Genomic DNA, 18,203 nt, shown 5'->3' with positions numbered 1-18,203 from the left:
ACTGATATGGTTGCTGTTATTGTTCGTCGATGATGCGGTTGGCGAGCGTCCCGATCGTCCCGATCGACACTTCGACTTTGTCCCCGGCCTGCATATACAAGGGCGGCGTGCGCTTGTCGCCGACGCCACCCGGCGTGCCGGTCGCGATCACGTCGCCCGGATTGAGCGGGGTGAAGGCGCTGATATATTCGATGACGGTCGGGATATCCCAGATCATGTCGCTGACGGGCTGATCCTGGACCAGTTCGCCGTTCAGGCGGGTCTGCACCCGCTGGCTGCCCAGATCGTCGATCTCGTCCGCCGTTACCATTGCGGGGCCAAAGCCGCCCGTGCCCGGGAACGTCTTGCCCGGGGTAAACTGGATGTTGTGCCGCTGCCAGTCGCGCGCGCTGCCATCGTTGAAACAGGCAAAGCCGGCGACATGGTCCATTGCGTCGGCGGCACCGACCTTGTGACAGGGCTTGCCGATGATCACGGCCAATTCGCCTTCGTAATCGAAGCGCGTCGTGGCCGTCGGCTTCACCATCGGCTGACCTTCGGCGACCAGGCTGTCGGCATAGCGTGTGAAGATCGCCGGATGCGCCTTCTGCTCGCGGCCGGTTTCCTTGACATGCTCGGCATAGTTCAGCCCGACGCACAGGATTTTCGCGGGATCGGGGATCACCGGCAGCAGGACGATGTCGGCCAACGCATGGCGAGCGCCGTCGCCAAGTGTTGCCAGCCGCCTCTCGGTCAGCGCCGCTTTCAGGCTCGGCGTCGCGGCCGTGGCGAGTTCGACCAGACTGTCACCCTCGATCCGGCCAAAGCTCGATTTGCCATCGGGTAGAAGAAAGCTTGCATAACGTGCCACGTGTTTGTCTCCCTTGCCGCTCGGAGCGGCGATCATCCTTGGTACCGCGCATCACCCGCGAGCAATCGTGGCGAGGGCGTGCGCCGCATGGTTAAAGCGGGGCGGGTTCCCACTCGCGACGGTGACGAAACCGCGCTTCCGCCTCGCGCAGGCCATCGAAATCCTTGTCCGACATGCCCCATTGATCGATCCGCCCCTCGGGCCAGGTCCAGTCTTCCGGCGCACCGGCCTGATAGTCGTCCGGCACCTTCTCCACCGCCGTGGAAAACTCGATCACCGGCCCGAACGGCGCGATGAAATAGGCGAAGACGTTCGCACCCGGGCCGTGCCGCCCCGGCCCCCAAGCCGGCACCAGCCCATGGTCGCGCAGGCGGCCGATGCCGCGCATCACCGCATCCATGTCAGCCATTTCGAACGCGATATGGTTGAGGCTGGCAAAGCCCGCCCGCGCAAAGGCCGTGCTGTGGTGCGATTCGTTGCAGCGCACGAACACCATGCCTTTGGTGCGGTCGGAGACGCGAAAGCCCAATGCCGCCTCGACCAGCGTGCCGGTCGATTCGGCGTCGGCGCTGTTGAACACGATATGGGTCAGCTTGACCGGCAGGTCAGCGCCTTCGATCGGCTCGACTTCGCTCGTGTCGGCAAGAAAGCGAAGCAGTTCGCCTTCGGCCAGTTCGACGACGATGCCGTGCCCGCCGCCCGGATCCTGCGAAACGGTCGGTGTCGCCGGAAGACCAGCCGCCGCAACCCCATGCTTGAGCTGATCGAGCCGGTCGGGCGTGCAGGTGAACGTCGTCGATCGCACATAGCCGTCCGGCGATTCCGCCAGCGCCAGCAGATAGGGGAACGTGCCGGACCCACGCAGATAGATGGTCCGATCGCGCGTCTCGGCCAATGCCATGCCCCAGACATCGGTCAGGAAGGCTGCGGCCTCCGCCGCATTCGGCAACGCCAGTTCGATGCTCCGCAATTTCATGCCTTGGCTCCATGGAGAAGACCGGCCGCGACAATCCCGGCGATGGCGCATACTTCGTCGCAGTCGCCGGTATCGCCACTGATCCCGACGGCGCCGATCAACAGCCCGTCCGCATCGCGGATCAGCACGCCGCCGGGCGAAAAGGCGATCTGCCCGCCAACGGCCGCCGTCAGGCTCTGGTAGAAGCTCGCATTGCCGACGGCGCGTCCGGCGATCGTCCGCGTGTCCGCGCCCATGCCCAATGCGCCCATCGCCTTGGCGTGCGCGATCTCGTGGCGAAACAGGCTGGCATGATCCTCGCGCGCCGATGCAACGACATGTCCGCCCGAGTCGAGCACGACGACCGCCAGCGGCTGTGCCCCGTCCGCGCGCGCCTGTTTGAGCGCGGCGTCGATGACGCGTTGCGCCTGGTGAAGCGTGATGTTCATGCCGCTTTCTCCCGCGTGACTTGTTCGGCGAGCAGCGTGCGCTGCAACGCCAGGAGGTCCACCGGCGTGCCGGTGCCGAAAACATAATGGTCGGGGCGGACGAGCACCGCCTCCGCGTGATGATCGTCGAGCCACCGCGCCAGCATGCCGCCATCGTCAAGCGCGGAGACGTCGAACGTCGCAACGTCCTGCGCCGCGAACGGCGTCCGACTGAACAACCGCCAGCCGCCACCCGTCACATCATCGAGCAACCGCCCGCCTACGCGCGGCTGAATGAATCGCTCGCCAGCGCCGCGTGTGCCCTGCGCGACGATGCCGTCCTTGATCGCCGGAATGAGGTCGGCCGCCGTACCATGACGCGCGGACTTCGCCGCTTCGCGCATCGCGGCATCCCGCGCGCTCGCCGCGTCAGGATCCAGCATGCAGATATAGCGCCCGGCTTCGACGGCAGCGGAGATGACCGCGCGAACGTGCGGATCGCGCTCGACCTGATAGCTGTCGAGCAGCGTCGCCGGTGCCTGTCGGCGGATCACGAGCGCCAGTTTCCAGGCGATGTTGGCCACGTCGCGCATGCCATGGCACATGCCCTGGCCAAAGAATGGCGGCGTCTGATGTGCCGCGTCCCCGGCCAGCAGCACGCGGTCCTTGCGCCACTGCTCTGCGATCAACCCGTGGAAGCGATACGTCGCCGCGCGCACTACCTTGTGCGGCACGCCAGCGAGATAGGGCTCGACCAGCGCGGCGACCGCTTCGGGCGCCATCATCGCCTCGTCGTCCTCGCCCGGCAGCAGCATGAACTCCCAGCGCCGGTGATTGCCCCGGCCCGGCACGATCGTCGCGGGCCGCTTGGGATCGCACATCATCACCGACAGCTTCTGCAGATCGGCAGCTTCGGGAACGCCGGTCAACGCCGGGAACCGGACTTCGCCATCGACCTCGGCATCGACGACCAGCCACGGTTCCTCGAAATCGAGATCGTCGAGCCGGATGCCCAGCGCCTTGCGCACCGCGCTACGCGCGCCATCGCAGGCGACGACATAGCGGGCGCGTTGCGTAGTGCCATCGGACAGCTCAAGCGTGACTCCATCGGCGTCCTGCACGAGCCCTTCGAAGCCCACGCCAAGGCGGACGTCCACATTAGGCAATCCGTCCAGCGCCAGCCGCAAATGCGCCTCGAGCTCGGGCTGATAGAAGAAATAGTCGTTGGACCAGCTGAACGGACGCTCCCGGCCGACCGTGCCCATATAGCGGATGACGCCGCCATCGGCCCCGACATGCAGATGCCCCTCGGTATCGCGCATGTCGCCCGCCACCTGGCCGATCACGCCGGCCGACTGGAACAGCCGCATCATCTCGTGATCGAGATGGACGGCACGCGGCAGCGGATATGGAGCCGCCTCGCGCTCGATCACGCAGACCGACAGCCCCGCCTTGCCTAGGAGATGGGCGGCCATGGCCCCGACCGGCCCGCAGCCGATGATCGCAACGTCGAACATCAAATCCAGCTTTTGTTCAAACTGCGACGGGGTGGTTGAGCGGCGACTTGTGAAGCTTCCCGCCCAGCATGATCATCCTGATCCGGTCCGGGTCCTGTAGGACCCGCACGTCCCGCGTGGGATCGCCGTCGATCAGCAACAGATCGGCAAGATAGCCGGTTTTCACCTGCCCCACCTGCTCGCCCATCAACTGGCCGCCCAGCATCGTCGCGGCGCTGAGCGCTTCGGCCGGTGTGAAGCCATAATAGTCCACGAAATGCGCCAGATCCCGGGCATTGCGGCCGTGCGGATTGAACGGGAACCCATAATCGCCGCCGGGCAGCACCCGTACCCCGCGCGCCTTCAGCTTGGGCACCAGCGCGCGCTCAAGCTCGAGGCGCTCGGCCGCGCTCACCTTCATCGCACCCATATCGATGTGCGGCGGCGGCGAAGCTTCGAGTGCAGCGACCGAAACACCGGGACCGGGCGCATAGAAGATCTCGTCCTTCCTTTGCGCCATCGCCTCGACCGCTTCATCGTCAGCGAAGGAACAGTGATAGAGAATGCGCGCACCGGCTTCGAGCGCGAGTTCGATTGCCTGGCGCGTATAGGCGTGCGTGGCGATCCACAGGCCATGCTCGCGCGCCGCCTCGCGAACTGCCAGCATCTCTTCGTCGGTGTACAGGATGTCGCCCGACGATCCGGGCTTGAGCGCATCCTCGCCCGAGATGACCAGCTTCAGCGATTTGACGCCCTCTGCCGCGCAATAGGCGACGAACGCGCGCATCGCGTCCGGTCCGCGGCCATTGAACACGTCGCCGGTATCGACCCCCTCGGCACCCTCCGGGCTGCGCTCCAGCGTGGAGGGCACCATGCGCGGCCCGACCGCTTCGCCCGACGCGATCGCGCGCGCGAGTTCCGGTTCGATGTGATCCCCCAGCGCGCCGGCCGAATAGAGGCTGGTGAAGCCATGGTCGAGCAGCACGCGCGCATTGCGCCACGCCGCGACCTTCAGTTCTTCCGGCGGAAGGATGAACTGGTGATAGATCTTCTCGACCGAACTGCCCCAGGTCAGATGCGTGTGCGCATCGACCATGCCGGGCATCAGCGTCAGTCCGCGTGCGTCGATGATTTCGTCGGCAGCCAGATCCGATGCGTGAGCTTCGTGCCGGACATCGGTGATAACACCGTCCTCGACGATGACGGTGCCCTCGAACGGTGCAGCACCGGTGCCGTCAAATATAGCGGCGTTGACAATAGCCTGACGCACAACCCTCTCCCGATCTCTGCTGCCGGGCCGCTGTTAGGCCGCTTCATCGGAAAGAAATAATATTGGTTTTTGGCAATATCATAGGCAGTGCCTATGGATGACGTCAGCCAAGCGCCTCCAGCAGCTTGCCGCCGAGGCCTGACAAGCGCCCATGCCGCAGCTTTCGGATTCCAACGCTGCGCTGGACCCGCGCATCTTCCAGCTGGATTGCGCGCAGCACGCCGATGGAAAGTTCGGCGGAAGCCACTTTTTCCGGGAGGATCGTCACTCGCCGGCCCCCGCGGACGATGGCTTTGGTCGTCAGCAGCGAGTCACAGCGAATGGCGTTCTCGGGTAGTGCCACGTCGGCGGACATGAACAGCGCATCAACCTGTCGCCTAAATGCGCCGGTCGCCTCGGGCAGCACCCATTGCATGTCTTGCATGTCTCTCAGCGAAAGCCGGGCAGGCAGATGATCGTTGCCGCGACCGACGATCAGCGCAAACGGTTCGCGCGAATAGGTGATCTCCTCCAGATCGGGCGGCGGCGGTTCGATTCCGGTCGTGACAAAAGCGAGCTCGATCTTGCCGTTGCGCAGCATCGTCGCCAGTTGCGCGTCCGCTCGCTCCAGCACGTGAAGCGAGAACTCGCCGATCGAATTCTCCAGTCGCGCCGCCGCCGCCGGCAACAGGCTGACGAGCGCGCCGGGCGTCCCGCCGACGAAAAGCGGCCCGCTGATGCCCTGTTGCGTCAGCCGCAGCTCCTCGCGCGCGCCGGACAACAGATTGTCCATCGCTTCGGCGCGTTGCAGCAGCACCCGCCCCTCGGCGGTCAGCGTGATGCCGCTGCGCGAGCGATCGAACAGATGGGCATCGACCGATTGCTCGAGCTGGGCGATCGCACTCGAAACCGAGGGTTGAGAGATGTTGAGCAGCCTCGCCCCGCCGCTGATCGAATTGGCTCGGCAGACCGCAAGGAAGGTCCGGAGTGCGCGCGGGTCGAGCAAGCGGGTCTCGTGAACTTGAGCGTCGGAATGGCATGGTTTTAGAGCGAAAGGCCCAGCTGTCCAAGCAGCGATCAGAGGCTTGACCATGTCCGGGGCGCCCCGGCGCCTTCGACCCCGCCGGCAAGTTTCAGGGATCGACCACCACCAGCTTGACCCCGGCGCGTTCGACCATCGCCGCTTGTGCATCGGCGATCCCGGAATCGGTGATCAGCGTATCGATCTCCTCCAGACCGCAGACCACCGCGCCCGAAGAGGCGATGAATTTCGAGCTGTCAACCAGGATGATGACCTCTTCGGCGCGATCGACGAACCGTCGCTCGTTCGCGACCAGGATGATATCCGCCTGCATGATGCCCTGCGCACCAACCGCCGCCGCCCCCATGAACAGCTTGGGCGCATGGAACCGCGGCATGCTTTCCTCGCCAGCCGGGGCAAGGATGATGTTCTGTTCGCGGAACAGCGCGCCGGAGGGCACGAGCAGCCGGGTCGCCGCTTGCGGCAGCAAGGCATTGACGATGTTCAGCGAGCTGGTGAGCACCTGCAGCTCAAGCCCGTCGAGGTGCGCGCACATCTGAAAGGTCGTGGTGCCGCCATCGATCATCACCCCTTCGCCGCGCCGGCACAGCCCAGCGGCAGCGCGGCCGATCGCGCGCTTCTGCGGCAGGTGCTGCTGCAGCGCTTCGTCGAACGGCGTACCGGCAAGGTGAAGCGGGCCCGAGATCGTCGGCGCGATGACCACGCTGCGCGCACCGCCATGCACCCGTTCCAGCCGTCCCAGCCGCTCGAGCCGGGCAAGGTCGCGCCGGATCGTGGCCGGCGATGCGTTCAGCCGTTCCTCCAACTGCCGGTAGGCGACAAAGCCTGCGTCCGCGACGCTGTCCAGGATCAATCGCTCGCGCTCGGACGAATGCATCGCGTTTCCTCAATTAGATCGGCGCCAGAGATGGGAAGCGCCATCGCCCATCCGTCTTCCAGAGCCCCCGCCCGAACGCAACGGGTCGCATCCGGGCGGGCCAGCGACTGCGTCCCGGTCAGGATCCTGCCGCCAGCATGTTGCCCACGCCGATCACCACCGTGGCGCCGACCAGCATCGTGATCCCGCTACAGACCAGCCACCGGGTGCGACCGCTTGCGTCCTTCCACTCCTTGAGCGCGAAGCCCCACAGCGTGGAGAACAGGATGATGCTCGCCATATGCAGCGTCCAGGACGAAAAGCCGAAACGTCCCATCTGGCTCTCGCCCATCGTGTAGAAGAAGAACTGGCAGTACCACAGGGTTCCGCCCAGCGCGGCGAGCAGATAGTTGACGAGCAGCGGCGCGCGGGGATGGTCCGCCGCGTCGCCCCGCACGCGGCCGACGAATTCGCCCGCGCTGCGATTGCGGACGATCAGATAGGTGCACCAGATCAGATTGGTGGTGAGGCCACCCAGCAGCACCACGCACAGGACCGGCAGGCCCTGGCTCAGCACACCGGTCCCGGCCGCGAGGGTCAGGTCGCGGATCGGCTGCCCCGCGTCGAGCCCCCAGGCAAAGCAACCGGACATCACACCCGAAAAGATCGCGATGAGCAGGCCCTTGCGCAGATTGAACTCTGCGACCCCCTCCGATTTCCCGCCTGCCAGATCGGCCTCCTTGGCGCTGCCTGCGCGCGCGACCACGACGATCCCGATCAGCGTGATGACGATGCCGAGCAAGGTGATCTGACCGCTGCCGGTCGAGGCGATTTCGCCGATCGTGCCGCGAAAGATCGGCGGCCCGAGTGTGCCGATGACAGTGGTGAGGCCCAGCGCCACGGCCATGCCGAGCGAGAGGCCGAGATAGCGCATGGTCAACCCGAAGGTCAGCCCGCCAAAGCCCCACATCGCCCCCCAGAACCAGCACCAGAACAGCGTGTCGCCAGGCGTCGCCGCCAGTACGCCGAGCAGGTTGTTGGTATTTAGCGACGCAAAGATCCACGGCGCGATCAGCCACGAGAAGATGCCGCCGGTCAGCCAGAAGATCTCCCACGACCACAGCTTGATGCGCTTGTACGGAACATAGAAGCTGGCCGAGCAGAACCCCCCGATCCAGTGAAACACGACGCCCAGCGCCGGATTGCCGCCTGTCATACCGTCGCCCTATCCTTATGTTTGTGCCAGAATCGTCGAATTGATGTCCTTGATCGAGGTGGTTCCGGTCAGCGACATCGCCACCCGCATCTCCGCTTCGATCAGCTTGAGCATGTGCGTGACTCCGGCCTCGCCACGCGCCGCCAGCGCATAGGCCCAGGCACGGCCGAGCAGCACGCCGTCGGCACCCAGCGCCAGCATGCGCACCACGTCCAGCCCCGACCGGATCCCGCCATCGGCCAGCACGGTCAGTCGTCCGCCCACCGCATCGGCGATCGGCGGCAAGGCGCGCGCAGTCGACAAGACGCCGTCCAGCTGCCGGCCGCCATGATTGGAGACGACGATGCCATCGGCGCCGAGGTCGGCCGCGCGGCTGGCGTCGACCGGATCGAGCACACCCTTGATGATCAGCGGCCCGCGCCACTCGCTGCGAATGAAGTCGAGGTCGCGCCACTGGATCGAGGGATCGAAATTGTTGCGCATCCACGCGAAGAAATCCTCGATCCCGGTGCGCCCCAGAAGCACGCGGGTGACATTGCCCAGCGCATGCGGCCGTCCACGCACGCCGACATCCCACGCCCAGTGCGGCTTCATCGCACCCTGCCACGCGCGGCGCATCGCACCGGCGATGCCCGGCGCGCCGGCCAGCCCCGAATGATAGTCGCGATACCGAGTGCCCGGCACCGGCATGTCCACCGTGAACACCAGCGCGGAACAGCCGGCCTGCGCCGCTTCCGCCAGCAGCTCGCGCATGAGCCCGCGATCGCGGATCATGTAGAGCTGGAACCAGAACGGCGCGGTGGCAGCGCGCGCGACCTCATCCAGGGCGCATGCCGATACGGTCGAAAGCGTGAACGGGATATTCGCTGCGTTCGCCGCGCGAACCGCCTGCGTTTCGCCGCGCCGCGCGTTCATGCCGGCCAGACCGATCGGGGCCAGCGCCACCGGCAATGCCATGCGCTGGCCGAACAATTCGGTCGACAGATCTAGCCTGGCGACATCGTTCAAAACGCGCTGCCGCAACGCCACCTGTTCGAGATCGGCGATGTTCCGCCGCAACGTGACTTCGGCATAGGAACCGCCGTCGATATAGTCGAACAGGAAGCGCGGCAGCCGCCGGCGCGCCAGTTCACGATAGTCGGTGACGCTGGCGGCGATCACGCTGGCACCGCCATCTGTGCCAACCAGTCGCTGCGATAGCGGTGGAGGTCGGCCTCGAGCGGCACGACGGCGGACAGCGTTCCCTGGGGCCGCAGCGCCGGATCGATCAGCCGCAATGCCCCGAACGAAACGTCGTTGTGCGCATTGGCGGTGAACACCCGCGTGTCCGGGCGCAGCGCGGCGAGCGCACGCACGAACACTTCCGCCTCGGCGAATCGCCCTTCGACCAGAATTCGCTCCTGCGCCCCGATCAGTTCGAGCGAGACATCGGCGACCAGCGCCGCATAGAGGCACGCGGCGGCGCGGCGCGCATACCAGCCGTCCGGTCGGTTGACCCATTGAAATGATCCCGACGCGAACGGACCGAAGCCGGGTGCCAGGGTCGGCAGGATCATCGTCGAACTAGCGATCACGCCATCGACGGCGGCCAGCAATGCCGGCTGGTCGGGTTCGATATCGACGCGCCGTGTATCAAGTTCGATCAGCGCCTCGATCTCGCGGCCACCCATGAACCGCGCCGACGGCACCGGCTTGCCATAGGCATCGACGTTGACGAGGCAATCGCGCGCTTCCGGCAGCGCCGCAACATCGACCGGCTGCGCCGGCAGGCGCATCGCGACAAACCAGGTTCCGGTCGACAGGACCGTCGCTTCATTGCGGGCAATTTCCGCAAAGCCGCGCGCCGCCAGCAGCGCCGCGTTCGAATCGTGCAGACCGGCCAGGATGCGGACGTCCGGCGACAGGCCGGTGCGCGCGGCAAGGTCGAGACGCAGCGTGCCGACTTCGTCACCGGCACCGATCAGCGGGGCGAAGCGTTTCGCCCATCCCAGCCGTTCCGCCATCGGCGCGAACCGCGCGTTCGCCGGATCCCACAGATCGCTATGACACCCCAGGCTGGTCACTTCGCTGACTGCGGTCCCGCTGAGGAACCACGCCCAATATTGTACCCAGGGCAGCAACGTCGCACGCGCCATCTCGTCCGGATAAAGCGATTCGAGCCAGTAGAGCTGGGAACCGATATTGAGACCGTCGGGGAGCGCCGGAGAGCCGGCAATGGCGAACGGGTCGCGTTCGCGGCGGTAGGCGGTCATGACCGCATCCGGCACCGGCTGCTCGTAATCGAGCGGCGGGAAGGCGAGCGCGCCATCGACGAATGCGCAGACTCCGGCGCCATGCCCGACCGGAATGATTGCTTCGACCGGATGCGCCGCGAAACGCGCCAGCGACTCGACCAGCCATTGCGCGATGCCCGACGAATCGAGGCGGCGAATGCCGCGCTCTTCCTGCACCGTCGTCGCCCGCACCAGGCGTTCGACCATCCGTCCGTCGCGCGTCCAGAGGCTCACCTTGCTGAGCGTCTTGCCAAGATCGACCACGATATAGACGCCGTCCAACGACCTTCCCCCAAAACCTGTCATCAAATGATCATTAGCAATCGTTATTGATCATTTCCAGTAGCAATGCTAGTCACGCCGCAACTCGTCCAGTTTTGATCCGACCATCATTCGTAAGGGATGCCATGAACGTCCAGACTTCGATTTCCGCCGTTGCGACCTTGTTCGCGGTTCCGGTCAGCCGCTGGGACGATGCCGCCGCGGCGGCGATGCGGCCCGAAGAGTTGCTGCTCTATCGCTCCAATCTGCTCGGTTCCGATCTCACGGTCACCAACTTCGGCGGCGGGAACACGTCGGCCAAGATTGTGGAGACCGACCCGCTGACCGGCGAGCAGACCGAAGTACTGTGGGTCAAGGGATCGGGCGGCGACATCGGGTCGATGAAGCTCGATGGCTTCTCGACGCTGTATCAGGCCAAGCTGCTCGGCCTGGAAGCGCATTATGGCGGTCCGGACGATGACGACAAGATGGTCGGCTATCTGCCGCACTGCACCTTCAACCTCAATCCACGCGCGGCATCGATCGATACGCCGCTGCACAGCTTGCTGCCGTTCGCGCATGTCGATCACGTTCATCCCGATGCGATCATCGCGCTGGCGGCCTCGTCGGGCGGCGAAGCCGCAACGCGGGAGATCTGGGGTGGTAAGATCGGCTGGCTGCCGTGGAAGCGGCCCGGCTACACGCTCGGCGTGCAGCTGCGCGATTATGTGAAGGCCAATCCGGGGCTCGAGGGCGTCATGCTTGCCGGCCATGGCATCATCTGCTGGGCCGATACGGCCAAGGCCTGTTACGAGCACACCGTTCAGCTGATCGCCGACGCCGCGACCTATCTCAACGACAGGCTGGCGGGCAAGCCGGCATTTGGTGGCCAGGCCGTGGCGCCCAACCCCGATCGCGCGGCAATCGCCGCCGACCTGATGCCTCGCCTGCGCGGGTTCATGACCGGCGCGCGCACCAAGCTCGGCCATTTCTCCGACGACGCCGAAGCGCTCGAGTTCGTCGGCTCGGACGATTTCCAGCGGCTGGCCGACCTTGGCACCTCATGCCCGGATCACTTCCTGCGCACCAAGATCGCGCCGCTGACGCTCGATCCGGCGCGCCTTCAGGACGACGCCTATCTGGCCGAAAAGCTGTCGAGCTATCGCGACATGTATGCGGCCTATTATGACCGCTGCAAGCGCGGCAACTCGCCGGCGATGCGCGATTCCAATCCGGTCGTGGTGCTGGTGCCGGGCGTCGGCCGCATCACCTTCGCCACCGACAAGACGACCGCGCGGCTTGCGGGCGAATTCTACGGCAATGCCATCAATGTGATGCGCGGTGCAGAGGCGATCGGCGACTATAGCGCGCTCGACGAGCAGGAAGCGTTCGACATCGAATACTGGCTGCTCGAGGAAGCCAAGCTTCAGCGCATGCCCAAGCCAAAGCCGCTGGTCGGCAAGATCGCGCTGGTCACCGGCGGTGCCGGCGGGATCGGCGCGGCGACGGCGGCGCGGCTGCTGGCCGACGGCGCTTGCGTCATGCTGGCCGATCGCGATGCCGGCGCGATGGAGCAGGTGCGGGCCGGCTTCGCCAAGCAGTTCGGCAAGGACGTGGTGCGCGGCAGCGTGTGCGACGTGACTGACGAAGCGCAGGTGCAGGCCGCATTCGACGACTGTGCGTGCGAGTTCGGCGGACTCGATATCCTGGTCGCGAATGCCGGTATCGCCTCCTCCGCGGCGATCGAGGACACCACGATCGCGTTGTGGGACAGGAATTACGACGTGCTTGCCAAGGGCTATTTCCTGACGGCGCGTGCCGCATGGCCGCTGATGAAGCGGATGAAGGCGCAGGGCGGCAGCTCGATCGTGTTCATCGGGTCGAAGAACGGCGTCGCCGCGGCGACCAACGCGTCGGCCTATGCCTCGGCCAAGGCGGCAGCGAACCATCTCGCCCGCTGTCTGGCGCTGGAGGGCGCCGGCTCCGGAATCCGCGTGAACGTGGTCAATCCCGATGCGGTGATCCAGGGTTCGAAGATCTGGGACGGCGACTGGCGCAAGGAGCGCGCCGGAGCGCACGGCATCGATTCGGGCAAGGAACTCGAAGAACATTACCGCCAGCGCTCGATGCTCAAGCGCGACGTGCTACCGCTGGACATCGCGGAGGCGGTCTATTTCTTCGCATCGGACATGTCGGCAAAATCGACCGGCAACATGATCAATGTCGATGCGGGCAACGCGCAGGCGTTTACCCGCTGATCCAGGAGAGGGTGTGGGAATGGCTGGACATCTGACGCTGGCGGCGCTGCTGACAGGCTGCGCCGTCGCGCCTACGGTGGCGCAGACGGTGGATCGACCGTTGCCCGTCGCCGCCCCTGCACCCCAGGAAACCGGGACGCTGCCGCTGTACGGCAGCGCCAATCCCGGCAGCCGGTTGACCGAGATCTGGGCCAATTTCGGCCCGCTCGGCAAAGGCGTACGCAATGTCAGCTATCCCACCATCACGCCTGTGCGCCCTGCTCCGGGCAAGGCTAACGGCACGGCGGTGATCGTGGCCCCGGGCGGCGCGTTCATGATGCTCGCCTGGGAGCATGAGGGACTCAAGGTCGCCCAGGCGCTCGCCGATCGCGGCTACACTGCCTTTATCCTGCGCTACTGGCTTAACCCGACGCCGCTCGACGAGCGCGAGGCGCGAGCCTTTATCCGAAGCCGCCTCGCCGCCACGCGGTCGCCGGATGGCAGCACGCCGAGGATCGCTATCCCGCCCAGCGGGAGGACGGCGTGGCCGCGCTCAAGCTGGTCCGCGCGAATGCCGGCAAATGGGGCGTCGATACGGCCCGCGTCGGCACGATCGGCTTTTCGGCCGGCGCGATGACGGTCCTGAACTCGACGCTCACCGCCAAGCCGGGCGAGCGACCCGCCTTTATCGGCTATATCTACGACCCGCAGGCGGCCGTCGAAGTCCCGGCGGATGCGCCGCCGATGTTCGATGCGATCACCTTCGACGACGAATTCTTCCCACCCGTGGCGTTCCCGCTGGTCGAGCAATGGCGCAAGGCCAGGCGCGACGTGGAGCTTCACGCGTACAGCCGCGGCGGCCACGGCTTCGGCACCGGCGAGCCGGGTACGACGACAATGGGCATGATCGGGCAATTCAGCAACTGGCTTGCCATGCAAGGCTTCGCTTCGCGAAAGGACCAAAAGTGACACTTCCGATTTCCGGCGACCTGATCGCCGACCATAACGACCAGCATGCAGCGGCGCTCGACGAGGACTATGCGGCGCTTGGCCGGCAGCTGGAACGACGCGGCATCGACATCGACGCGATCAAGCACCGCGTCGCCGGCTTCTCCGTCGCGGTGCCGAGCTGGGGCGCTGGCCGAGGCGGTACGCGCTTCGCCAAGTTCCCGATTGCGGGCGAGCCGACCAACATTCACGAAAAGCTGGAGGATTGCGCGGTCATCCAGCAACTCAGCCGCGTCACCCCGCGCGTGTCGCCCCACTTCCCATGGGACAAGGTCAGCGACTATCGCGCACTGCGCGAGGAGGCCGACAGCCTGGGACTTGCCTTCGACGCGGTGAACTCGAACACCTTCCAGGATCAGCCCGGCCAGCCGCAGAGCTATTCGACCGGATCGCTGTCATCGACGATCGAGGCGACCCGGCAGCAGGCAATCGAGCACAACATCGAGTGCATCGAGATCGGCCAGGCGATCGGATCGACCGACCTGACCGTCTGGGTCGGCGACGGCACCAACTTCCCCGGCCAGCAGGATCTGGGCAAGCAGCTCGACCGCTATCTCGAGGCCGCGAGCCAAGTCTATGCCGCGCTGCCCGACGACTGGCGCATGCTGCTCGAGCACAAGATGTTCGAGCCGGCCTTCTACTCGACGGTGATCTCCGACTGGGGTTCGTCAATCCTCGCCGCACAGGAACTCGGGCCCAAGGCCAAGTGCTTGGTCGATCTTGGCCACCATGCCCCGAACGTGAACATCGAGCAGATCGTCGCCCGGCTTCATCGCTTCGGCAAGCTCGGCGGCTTCCACTTCAACGACAGCAAATATGGCGATGACGACCTCGATTCAGGCTCGATCAACCCCCATCAGCTGTTCCTGGTGTTCAACGAGCTGGTCGAGGCCGAGCTGAACCCGCGCGATGACTTCCGTCCGGCGTATATGATCGATCAGTCGCATAATGTGACCGACCCGATCGAGAGCATGCTGTCGTCCGCCGAGGCGATCACAAGCTGTTATGCCAAGGCGCTGCTGGTCGATCGTGACGCGCTGCACGGCGCGCAGGAAGCCAATGACACCATGATAGCGTTCCAGACGCTACGCCGCGCATACAATGTCGATGTCGCGCCCATCCTCGCCAAGGCGCGCGTCGAAGCAGGCGGCGCGTACGACGCGCTTGTCGCCTATCGTTACAGCCAATACAGCGCGCGTAAGGCGCAGGAGCGTGCCGCCGTAGGTCTGGGCGCCGGTATCGTTTAAGGCCTGCCATTAAGGGTAGCAACAGACGATGCTGCTTTTGCCAGTATAGCGGTTCGCTGTCGGTCGAGGCGGACTGGAGTCGAAAGCGGCTCGGCTGTACTAAGGGAAGAAGGCATGCGCTTTTCACTTCCCATACCTCCAACCGCCATACATGCCTTCCACGCGTAGTACGTCCTGCTATAAATGCAATGCTTGCGGCACATCTCTGAGGTCAACGGTTTTTCGTCAAGGTATGATGCGAGTTTTCGGTCTGCAAGCGCCGGCATCAATACCGGCGGATGCAGTATATCCAGCTAACGTCAGCCAGCCGAGAGCCGTATGAGTATGGCTCTCATCATAATTCTTGCCGCCAGACATCAATTTTGGCTGAGCGTCGGCAGCGACGGGAACCAGTGCGCGTAAAGGCACTCTTCCCCGAGCCTGCCATTGAACGATCCCATGAATGCATTGTCGCTCGACTTGCCCGGCCGCGAAAAGTCGCATGTGACACCGTCCTCGTATGCCCGGCGGCTGGGCGCCTCCGAGATGACTCCGGCCCGTTATCTACGCGGATCGTCCGCGCCGCGCCGCGTTACGATGCGATCCGTACCGCCCCCGCGACCATCTGCTCACCCTTGATCCCCCGATCGACGTCGACCGGAAGCGCTTCGCGTGTGAACGCATCGACAACCTTCACCACCCGCAAGCTTCGCCCATCAGACAGCGCGTCGGGCACGAAATCCATCGACCACACTCGTTCGGGCCGTCGCCGCCGGCTGACGTTCGCGGTCAGTAGCGGTGACGCTGCGGCGAGGGCGCCTGAGCCGAAGGCTCAATCTATCCTTACGGTAGAGCCGGTAGACACACATATGGATCACATGCCAGCCTTCCCGGTGCAACAGTGTGTAGAGACGGAACTAGCCGTAGCGCATCCACTTGCCGCCAGATCCCGGATACACAGCCGCAGCGCCTTGTGCGACAAGAAGCGCACCGACGAGCCATCGGTGCCGAGCGCCAAACAGCCGCGCAGATTGCTGACACCGTGTGACGTCTGGGCGTGCGCGGCGATCCCGCGCCGCCGTCGGGCGCCAGATTTTTTTGTCAGCACATCCTGCGAGATATGCCTATCTCGGCTCAGATCCGCGACCACTTGCTTAAGCTTGCGGTTCTCGTCCTCAAGCTGGTTCACCAGCTGCCCATCCTTGAAATGGAGTATTTCAGCGCAACCTTAAACGTGCGCGTAAAGCCGCTTTCGCTTGCGGGGCTGACGGGTCCGAATGTCGCGGTATCGTGAGCGCACCGAAAGACGTCCCAGAAGCGGTGGTCAAAACGATCCGCCCGGAGCGCAGATTGCTGCCTCGCAGAGCCGAATGGCGGCGCCAGCGCAGGAGCCGCCCGCCCCGCCCTGCCCACCGATCTGAGCTTGAGGCTAAGACCATCGCCTCACTCGCACATTGGGGACTTGCGCCGCGACGTCCTATCGCTGCGATCCCGCGGCGCCAAGGTACCGGCAGAATTACTTGTCTTCCAGAAAGGCGGACATGGCGCGCCCGCGCCGCAGCAAAATGGGCGGCGCCTGCCATGGCTGGAATTGTTCTTGGATTGAGCCGATGATCACGGGCTGCCGGTGTGGCAGGGTCGATAGAGCCTTGCGGCAATTCGCGGCATCGGACAGCAGTAAGGTTCATATTCCCTGTGTGGACACCCTTCTTTAGCTGTAACAAAACCCGCCCATGTCAAAGATTTTCCTCGTCACGTCGTGCACACAATTGAGCCAGGACGGATCGGTGTACATTGTATCATACAGGCGTAAATTGTGCGGCAGCTTTAGCATGTTCGCAGTTAAGTTTCTGTTTTTGCTATACAACCCATAGCTTCTTAATCAGCGGATCTCTCATTTTAGTGGCCGTGTCACCTCCCCTCTTGTCCATCCCCGGACACCAAGTGTGATCTTACCTGACTCATCGGTTGTTCCGAGTCGGGAGGCTCCTTGCTCCGTGCCGGTCCCAGTCGGTAACGACCATGACCCACTCGGACGAGCAATCCTTCCTCACACATGCGAGATAGGTAGCACCTTGGCACTTTGATGTTGCTGAAATCCTTGGTGCGAACCTCTCCGCGCCTTTTAGCTAATGCGACTGCACGATCCCGTATCGAAGGACGCCTTTCCCGCTCCAAAGCCGCCGAAGCACGTCTTAGCGGGGCACCGGGTCGCGGTACACTTCCGAGCGCACTAGCCGCCGACCGATATCGGTATAGCCAAGAATCAGGCACGTTCCGAAGAGCTCGGTAGCGAGCGATGGTGACGCGGCCTTCATGCGACGAGAAGCTCAGCAAACTTCGAAGTGTATTGTGTTCAGGGAGCCAGCGAGTTTTCTCCACATCGCCGCGCGGCATCGCCCTTGCTGACACCCCGTTCAGCAAAGGGACATTTGCGTTATGCTGTTCGTTACAACCACATAAACGGCACGATTCGCCGCAGAAGATGGTCAGGAGAACTCCAATGCGTACCCCCAGGTCCCGTTCGCGGGCAGTGGCGGCCGCCCTCGCGCTCGCGTCGGTGTCCGCGCTGACCGCGTGCACCACCGCAACCCCCTATCAGCCCGCCACCGGCCGCGGCGAATACCGCACCGGCTATTGGGACGAGCAGATCGAGGCGGACCGGTTCCGCGTCACTTTCGCTGGCAACAGCCTCACCTCGCGTGAGACGGTCGAGCGCTATTTGCTCTACCGCGCCGCCCAGCTGACGGTGGAGCGCGGCTTCGACTATTTCGTGCTGTCGGACCGCGACACCGAGAAGAAGACGCGCACCTATGTCGATCGCCCGTTCAGCTCCGGTCCGTGGGGCTATTGGGGGCCGTCGTGGCGCTATTACAGCCCGCGTTGGGGCTGGCGCGGATGGAGCCCGTTCTATGGCGATCCCTTCTGGGACCGTGACATCGATGTTCGCACGGTAGATCGCTATGAGGCGAGCGCCGAGGTGATCGTCGGCCGCGGCCGCAAGCCCGAGAATGTCCGCGCGTTCAATGCGCGCGAAGTGCTCGACAATCTCGGCCCGTCGATCGCCGCGCCGCCACGCCCGCGCTGATCGCCTAACCGCCAACGA

The 18,203-nt window shown here is 64.7% G+C and carries 16 protein-coding genes and 1 pseudogene; 5 read left to right on the top strand and 12 right to left on the bottom strand.

Annotated elements, in window-relative coordinates; translation table 11 throughout:
- Nucleotides 1–16: 16 nt before the first annotated feature.
- The 10 genes from M9978_RS07475 to M9978_RS07430 form a co-directional block, all read right to left on the bottom strand.
- The gene (locus M9978_RS07475) at nt 17–886 is read right to left on the bottom strand and encodes a fumarylacetoacetate hydrolase family protein (protein WP_254292376.1); all 870 of its coding nucleotides are present in this window, start codon (nt 884–886) and stop codon (nt 17–19) included.
- Nucleotides 887–941: 55 nt separating this feature from the next.
- Nucleotides 942–1,826 carry a VOC family protein gene (locus tag M9978_RS07470; protein ID WP_254292375.1) on the bottom strand — a complete coding sequence of 295 codons (885 nt, stop codon included), beginning with the start codon at nt 1,824–1,826 and terminating at the stop codon, nt 942–944.
- The gene (locus M9978_RS07465; RefSeq protein ID WP_254292374.1) at nt 1,823–2,254 is read right to left on the bottom strand and encodes a GlcG/HbpS family heme-binding protein; all 432 of its coding nucleotides are present in this window, start codon (nt 2,252–2,254) and stop codon (nt 1,823–1,825) included. Before M9978_RS07465 ends, M9978_RS07470 begins: the two co-directional genes overlap by 4 nt.
- Nucleotides 2,251–3,750 carry a bifunctional 3-(3-hydroxy-phenyl)propionate/3-hydroxycinnamic acid hydroxylase gene (locus tag M9978_RS07460; RefSeq protein WP_254292373.1) on the bottom strand — a complete coding sequence of 500 codons (1,500 nt, stop codon included), beginning with the start codon at nt 3,748–3,750 and terminating at the stop codon, nt 2,251–2,253. The genes M9978_RS07465 and M9978_RS07460 overlap by 4 nt, the downstream gene beginning before the upstream one ends.
- Before the next feature lie 16 nt (nt 3,751–3,766).
- On the bottom strand, nt 3,767–4,999 hold the full coding sequence (locus M9978_RS07455) for an amidohydrolase family protein (protein ID WP_254292372.1): 1,233 nt from the start codon (nt 4,997–4,999) through the stop codon (nt 3,767–3,769).
- A 103-nt stretch (nt 5,000–5,102) separates the two neighbouring features.
- The gene (locus M9978_RS07450) at nt 5,103–5,984 is read right to left on the bottom strand and encodes a LysR family transcriptional regulator (protein ID WP_436977172.1); all 882 of its coding nucleotides are present in this window, start codon (nt 5,982–5,984) and stop codon (nt 5,103–5,105) included.
- Between the two features lie 127 nt (nt 5,985–6,111).
- A complete protein-coding gene (locus M9978_RS07445; protein WP_254292370.1) occupies nt 6,112–6,897 on the bottom strand; it encodes a DeoR/GlpR family DNA-binding transcription regulator in 786 nt (261 codons plus the stop codon).
- A 118-nt stretch (nt 6,898–7,015) separates the two neighbouring features.
- Complete coding sequence (rhaT, locus tag M9978_RS07440; RefSeq protein WP_254292369.1) at nt 7,016–8,092, bottom strand: L-rhamnose/proton symporter RhaT; 1,077 nt, start codon at nt 8,090–8,092, stop codon at nt 7,016–7,018.
- Nucleotides 8,093–8,107: 15 nt separating this feature from the next.
- Nucleotides 8,108–9,253 (bottom strand): FMN-dependent L-lactate dehydrogenase LldD, encoded by a 1,146-nt coding sequence (gene lldD, locus M9978_RS07435; RefSeq protein ID WP_254292368.1) that lies wholly within the window; start codon nt 9,251–9,253, stop codon nt 8,108–8,110.
- Entirely contained in the window at nt 9,250–10,647 is a 1,398-nt protein-coding gene (locus M9978_RS07430) for an FGGY-family carbohydrate kinase (RefSeq protein WP_254292367.1), read from the bottom strand. The genes lldD and M9978_RS07430 overlap by 4 nt, the downstream gene beginning before the upstream one ends.
- Nucleotides 10,648–10,772: 125 nt before the next feature.
- Here M9978_RS07430 and M9978_RS07425 point away from each other — a divergent pair, with 125 nt between their 5' ends.
- Genes M9978_RS07425 through rhaI form a run of 4 tightly spaced genes read left to right on the top strand, consistent with a single transcriptional unit; the run spans nt 10,773 to nt 15,118 of the window.
- Nucleotides 10,773–12,884 carry a bifunctional rhamnulose-1-phosphate aldolase/short-chain dehydrogenase gene (locus tag M9978_RS07425; RefSeq protein ID WP_254292366.1) on the top strand — a complete coding sequence of 704 codons (2,112 nt, stop codon included), beginning with the start codon at nt 10,773–10,775 and terminating at the stop codon, nt 12,882–12,884.
- Nucleotides 12,885–12,903: 19 nt separating this feature from the next.
- Nucleotides 12,904–13,500 (top strand): alpha/beta hydrolase family protein, encoded by a 597-nt coding sequence (locus M9978_RS07420; protein ID WP_254292365.1) that lies wholly within the window; start codon nt 12,904–12,906, stop codon nt 13,498–13,500.
- Nucleotides 13,407–13,832: an alpha/beta hydrolase gene (locus M9978_RS07415; RefSeq protein WP_254292364.1), complete on the top strand. Its 426-nt coding sequence runs from the start codon at nt 13,407–13,409 to the stop codon at nt 13,830–13,832. The genes M9978_RS07420 and M9978_RS07415 overlap by 94 nt, the downstream gene beginning before the upstream one ends.
- Nucleotides 13,829–15,118: an L-rhamnose catabolism isomerase gene (gene rhaI, locus M9978_RS07410; RefSeq protein ID WP_254292363.1), complete on the top strand. Its 1,290-nt coding sequence runs from the start codon at nt 13,829–13,831 to the stop codon at nt 15,116–15,118. Before M9978_RS07415 ends, rhaI begins: the two co-directional genes overlap by 4 nt.
- 225 nt (nt 15,119–15,343) lie before the next feature.
- Here rhaI and M9978_RS07405 read toward each other — a convergent pair.
- A pseudogene (locus M9978_RS07405) lies at nt 15,344–16,286 on the bottom strand (integrase core domain-containing protein); the annotation flags it as partial.
- Nucleotides 16,287–17,008: 722 nt separating this feature from the next.
- Complete coding sequence (locus M9978_RS23290; RefSeq protein WP_367305054.1) at nt 17,009–17,494, bottom strand: type IV toxin-antitoxin system AbiEi family antitoxin domain-containing protein; 486 nt, start codon at nt 17,492–17,494, stop codon at nt 17,009–17,011.
- A gap of 106 nt (nt 17,495–17,600) precedes the next feature.
- Between M9978_RS23290 and M9978_RS07400 the strand changes: the two genes are divergently transcribed.
- Nucleotides 17,601–18,185, top strand: coding sequence for a CC0125/CC1285 family lipoprotein (locus M9978_RS07400; protein ID WP_254292362.1), 585 nt, complete (start codon nt 17,601–17,603; stop codon nt 18,183–18,185).
- The last annotated feature ends 18 nt before the right edge of the window (nt 18,186–18,203 follow it).

The organism is Sphingomonas tagetis, from assembly GCF_024211275.1.
In the GTDB taxonomy this organism is placed as follows: Bacteria; Pseudomonadota; Alphaproteobacteria; order Sphingomonadales; family Sphingomonadaceae; genus Sphingomonas; species Sphingomonas tagetis.
The sequence above is the reverse complement of the archived record's forward strand: the minus strand, read 5'-3'. Positions and strand labels throughout refer to the sequence as shown.

What these genes read in the sequence shown, in the direction of transcription:
- M9978_RS07425 (WP_254292366.1), top strand. Translation starts at nt 10,773, where the DNA reads ATGAACGTCCAGACTTCGATTTCCGCCGTTGCGACCTTGTTCGCGGTT.
- M9978_RS07470 (WP_254292375.1), bottom strand. Translation starts at nt 1,826, where the DNA reads ATGAAATTGCGGAGCATCGAACTGGCGTTGCCGAATGCGGCGGAGGCC.
- M9978_RS07400 (WP_254292362.1), top strand. Translation starts at nt 17,601, where the DNA reads ATGCGTACCCCCAGGTCCCGTTCGCGGGCAGTGGCGGCCGCCCTCGCG.
- M9978_RS07460 (WP_254292373.1), bottom strand. Translation starts at nt 3,750, where the DNA reads ATGTTCGACGTTGCGATCATCGGCTGCGGGCCGGTCGGGGCCATGGCC.
- rhaT (WP_254292369.1), bottom strand. Translation starts at nt 8,092, where the DNA reads ATGACAGGCGGCAATCCGGCGCTGGGCGTCGTGTTTCACTGGATCGGG.
- M9978_RS23290 (WP_367305054.1), bottom strand. Translation starts at nt 17,494, where the DNA reads ATGCCGCGCGGCGATGTGGAGAAAACTCGCTGGCTCCCTGAACACAAT.
- M9978_RS07465 (WP_254292374.1), bottom strand. Translation starts at nt 2,254, where the DNA reads ATGAACATCACGCTTCACCAGGCGCAACGCGTCATCGACGCCGCGCTC.
- M9978_RS07420 (WP_254292365.1), top strand. Translation starts at nt 12,904, where the DNA reads ATGGCTGGACATCTGACGCTGGCGGCGCTGCTGACAGGCTGCGCCGTC.
- M9978_RS07475 (WP_254292376.1), bottom strand. Translation starts at nt 886, where the DNA reads ATGATCGCCGCTCCGAGCGGCAAGGGAGACAAACACGTGGCACGTTAT.
- M9978_RS07445 (WP_254292370.1), bottom strand. Translation starts at nt 6,897, where the DNA reads ATGCATTCGTCCGAGCGCGAGCGATTGATCCTGGACAGCGTCGCGGAC.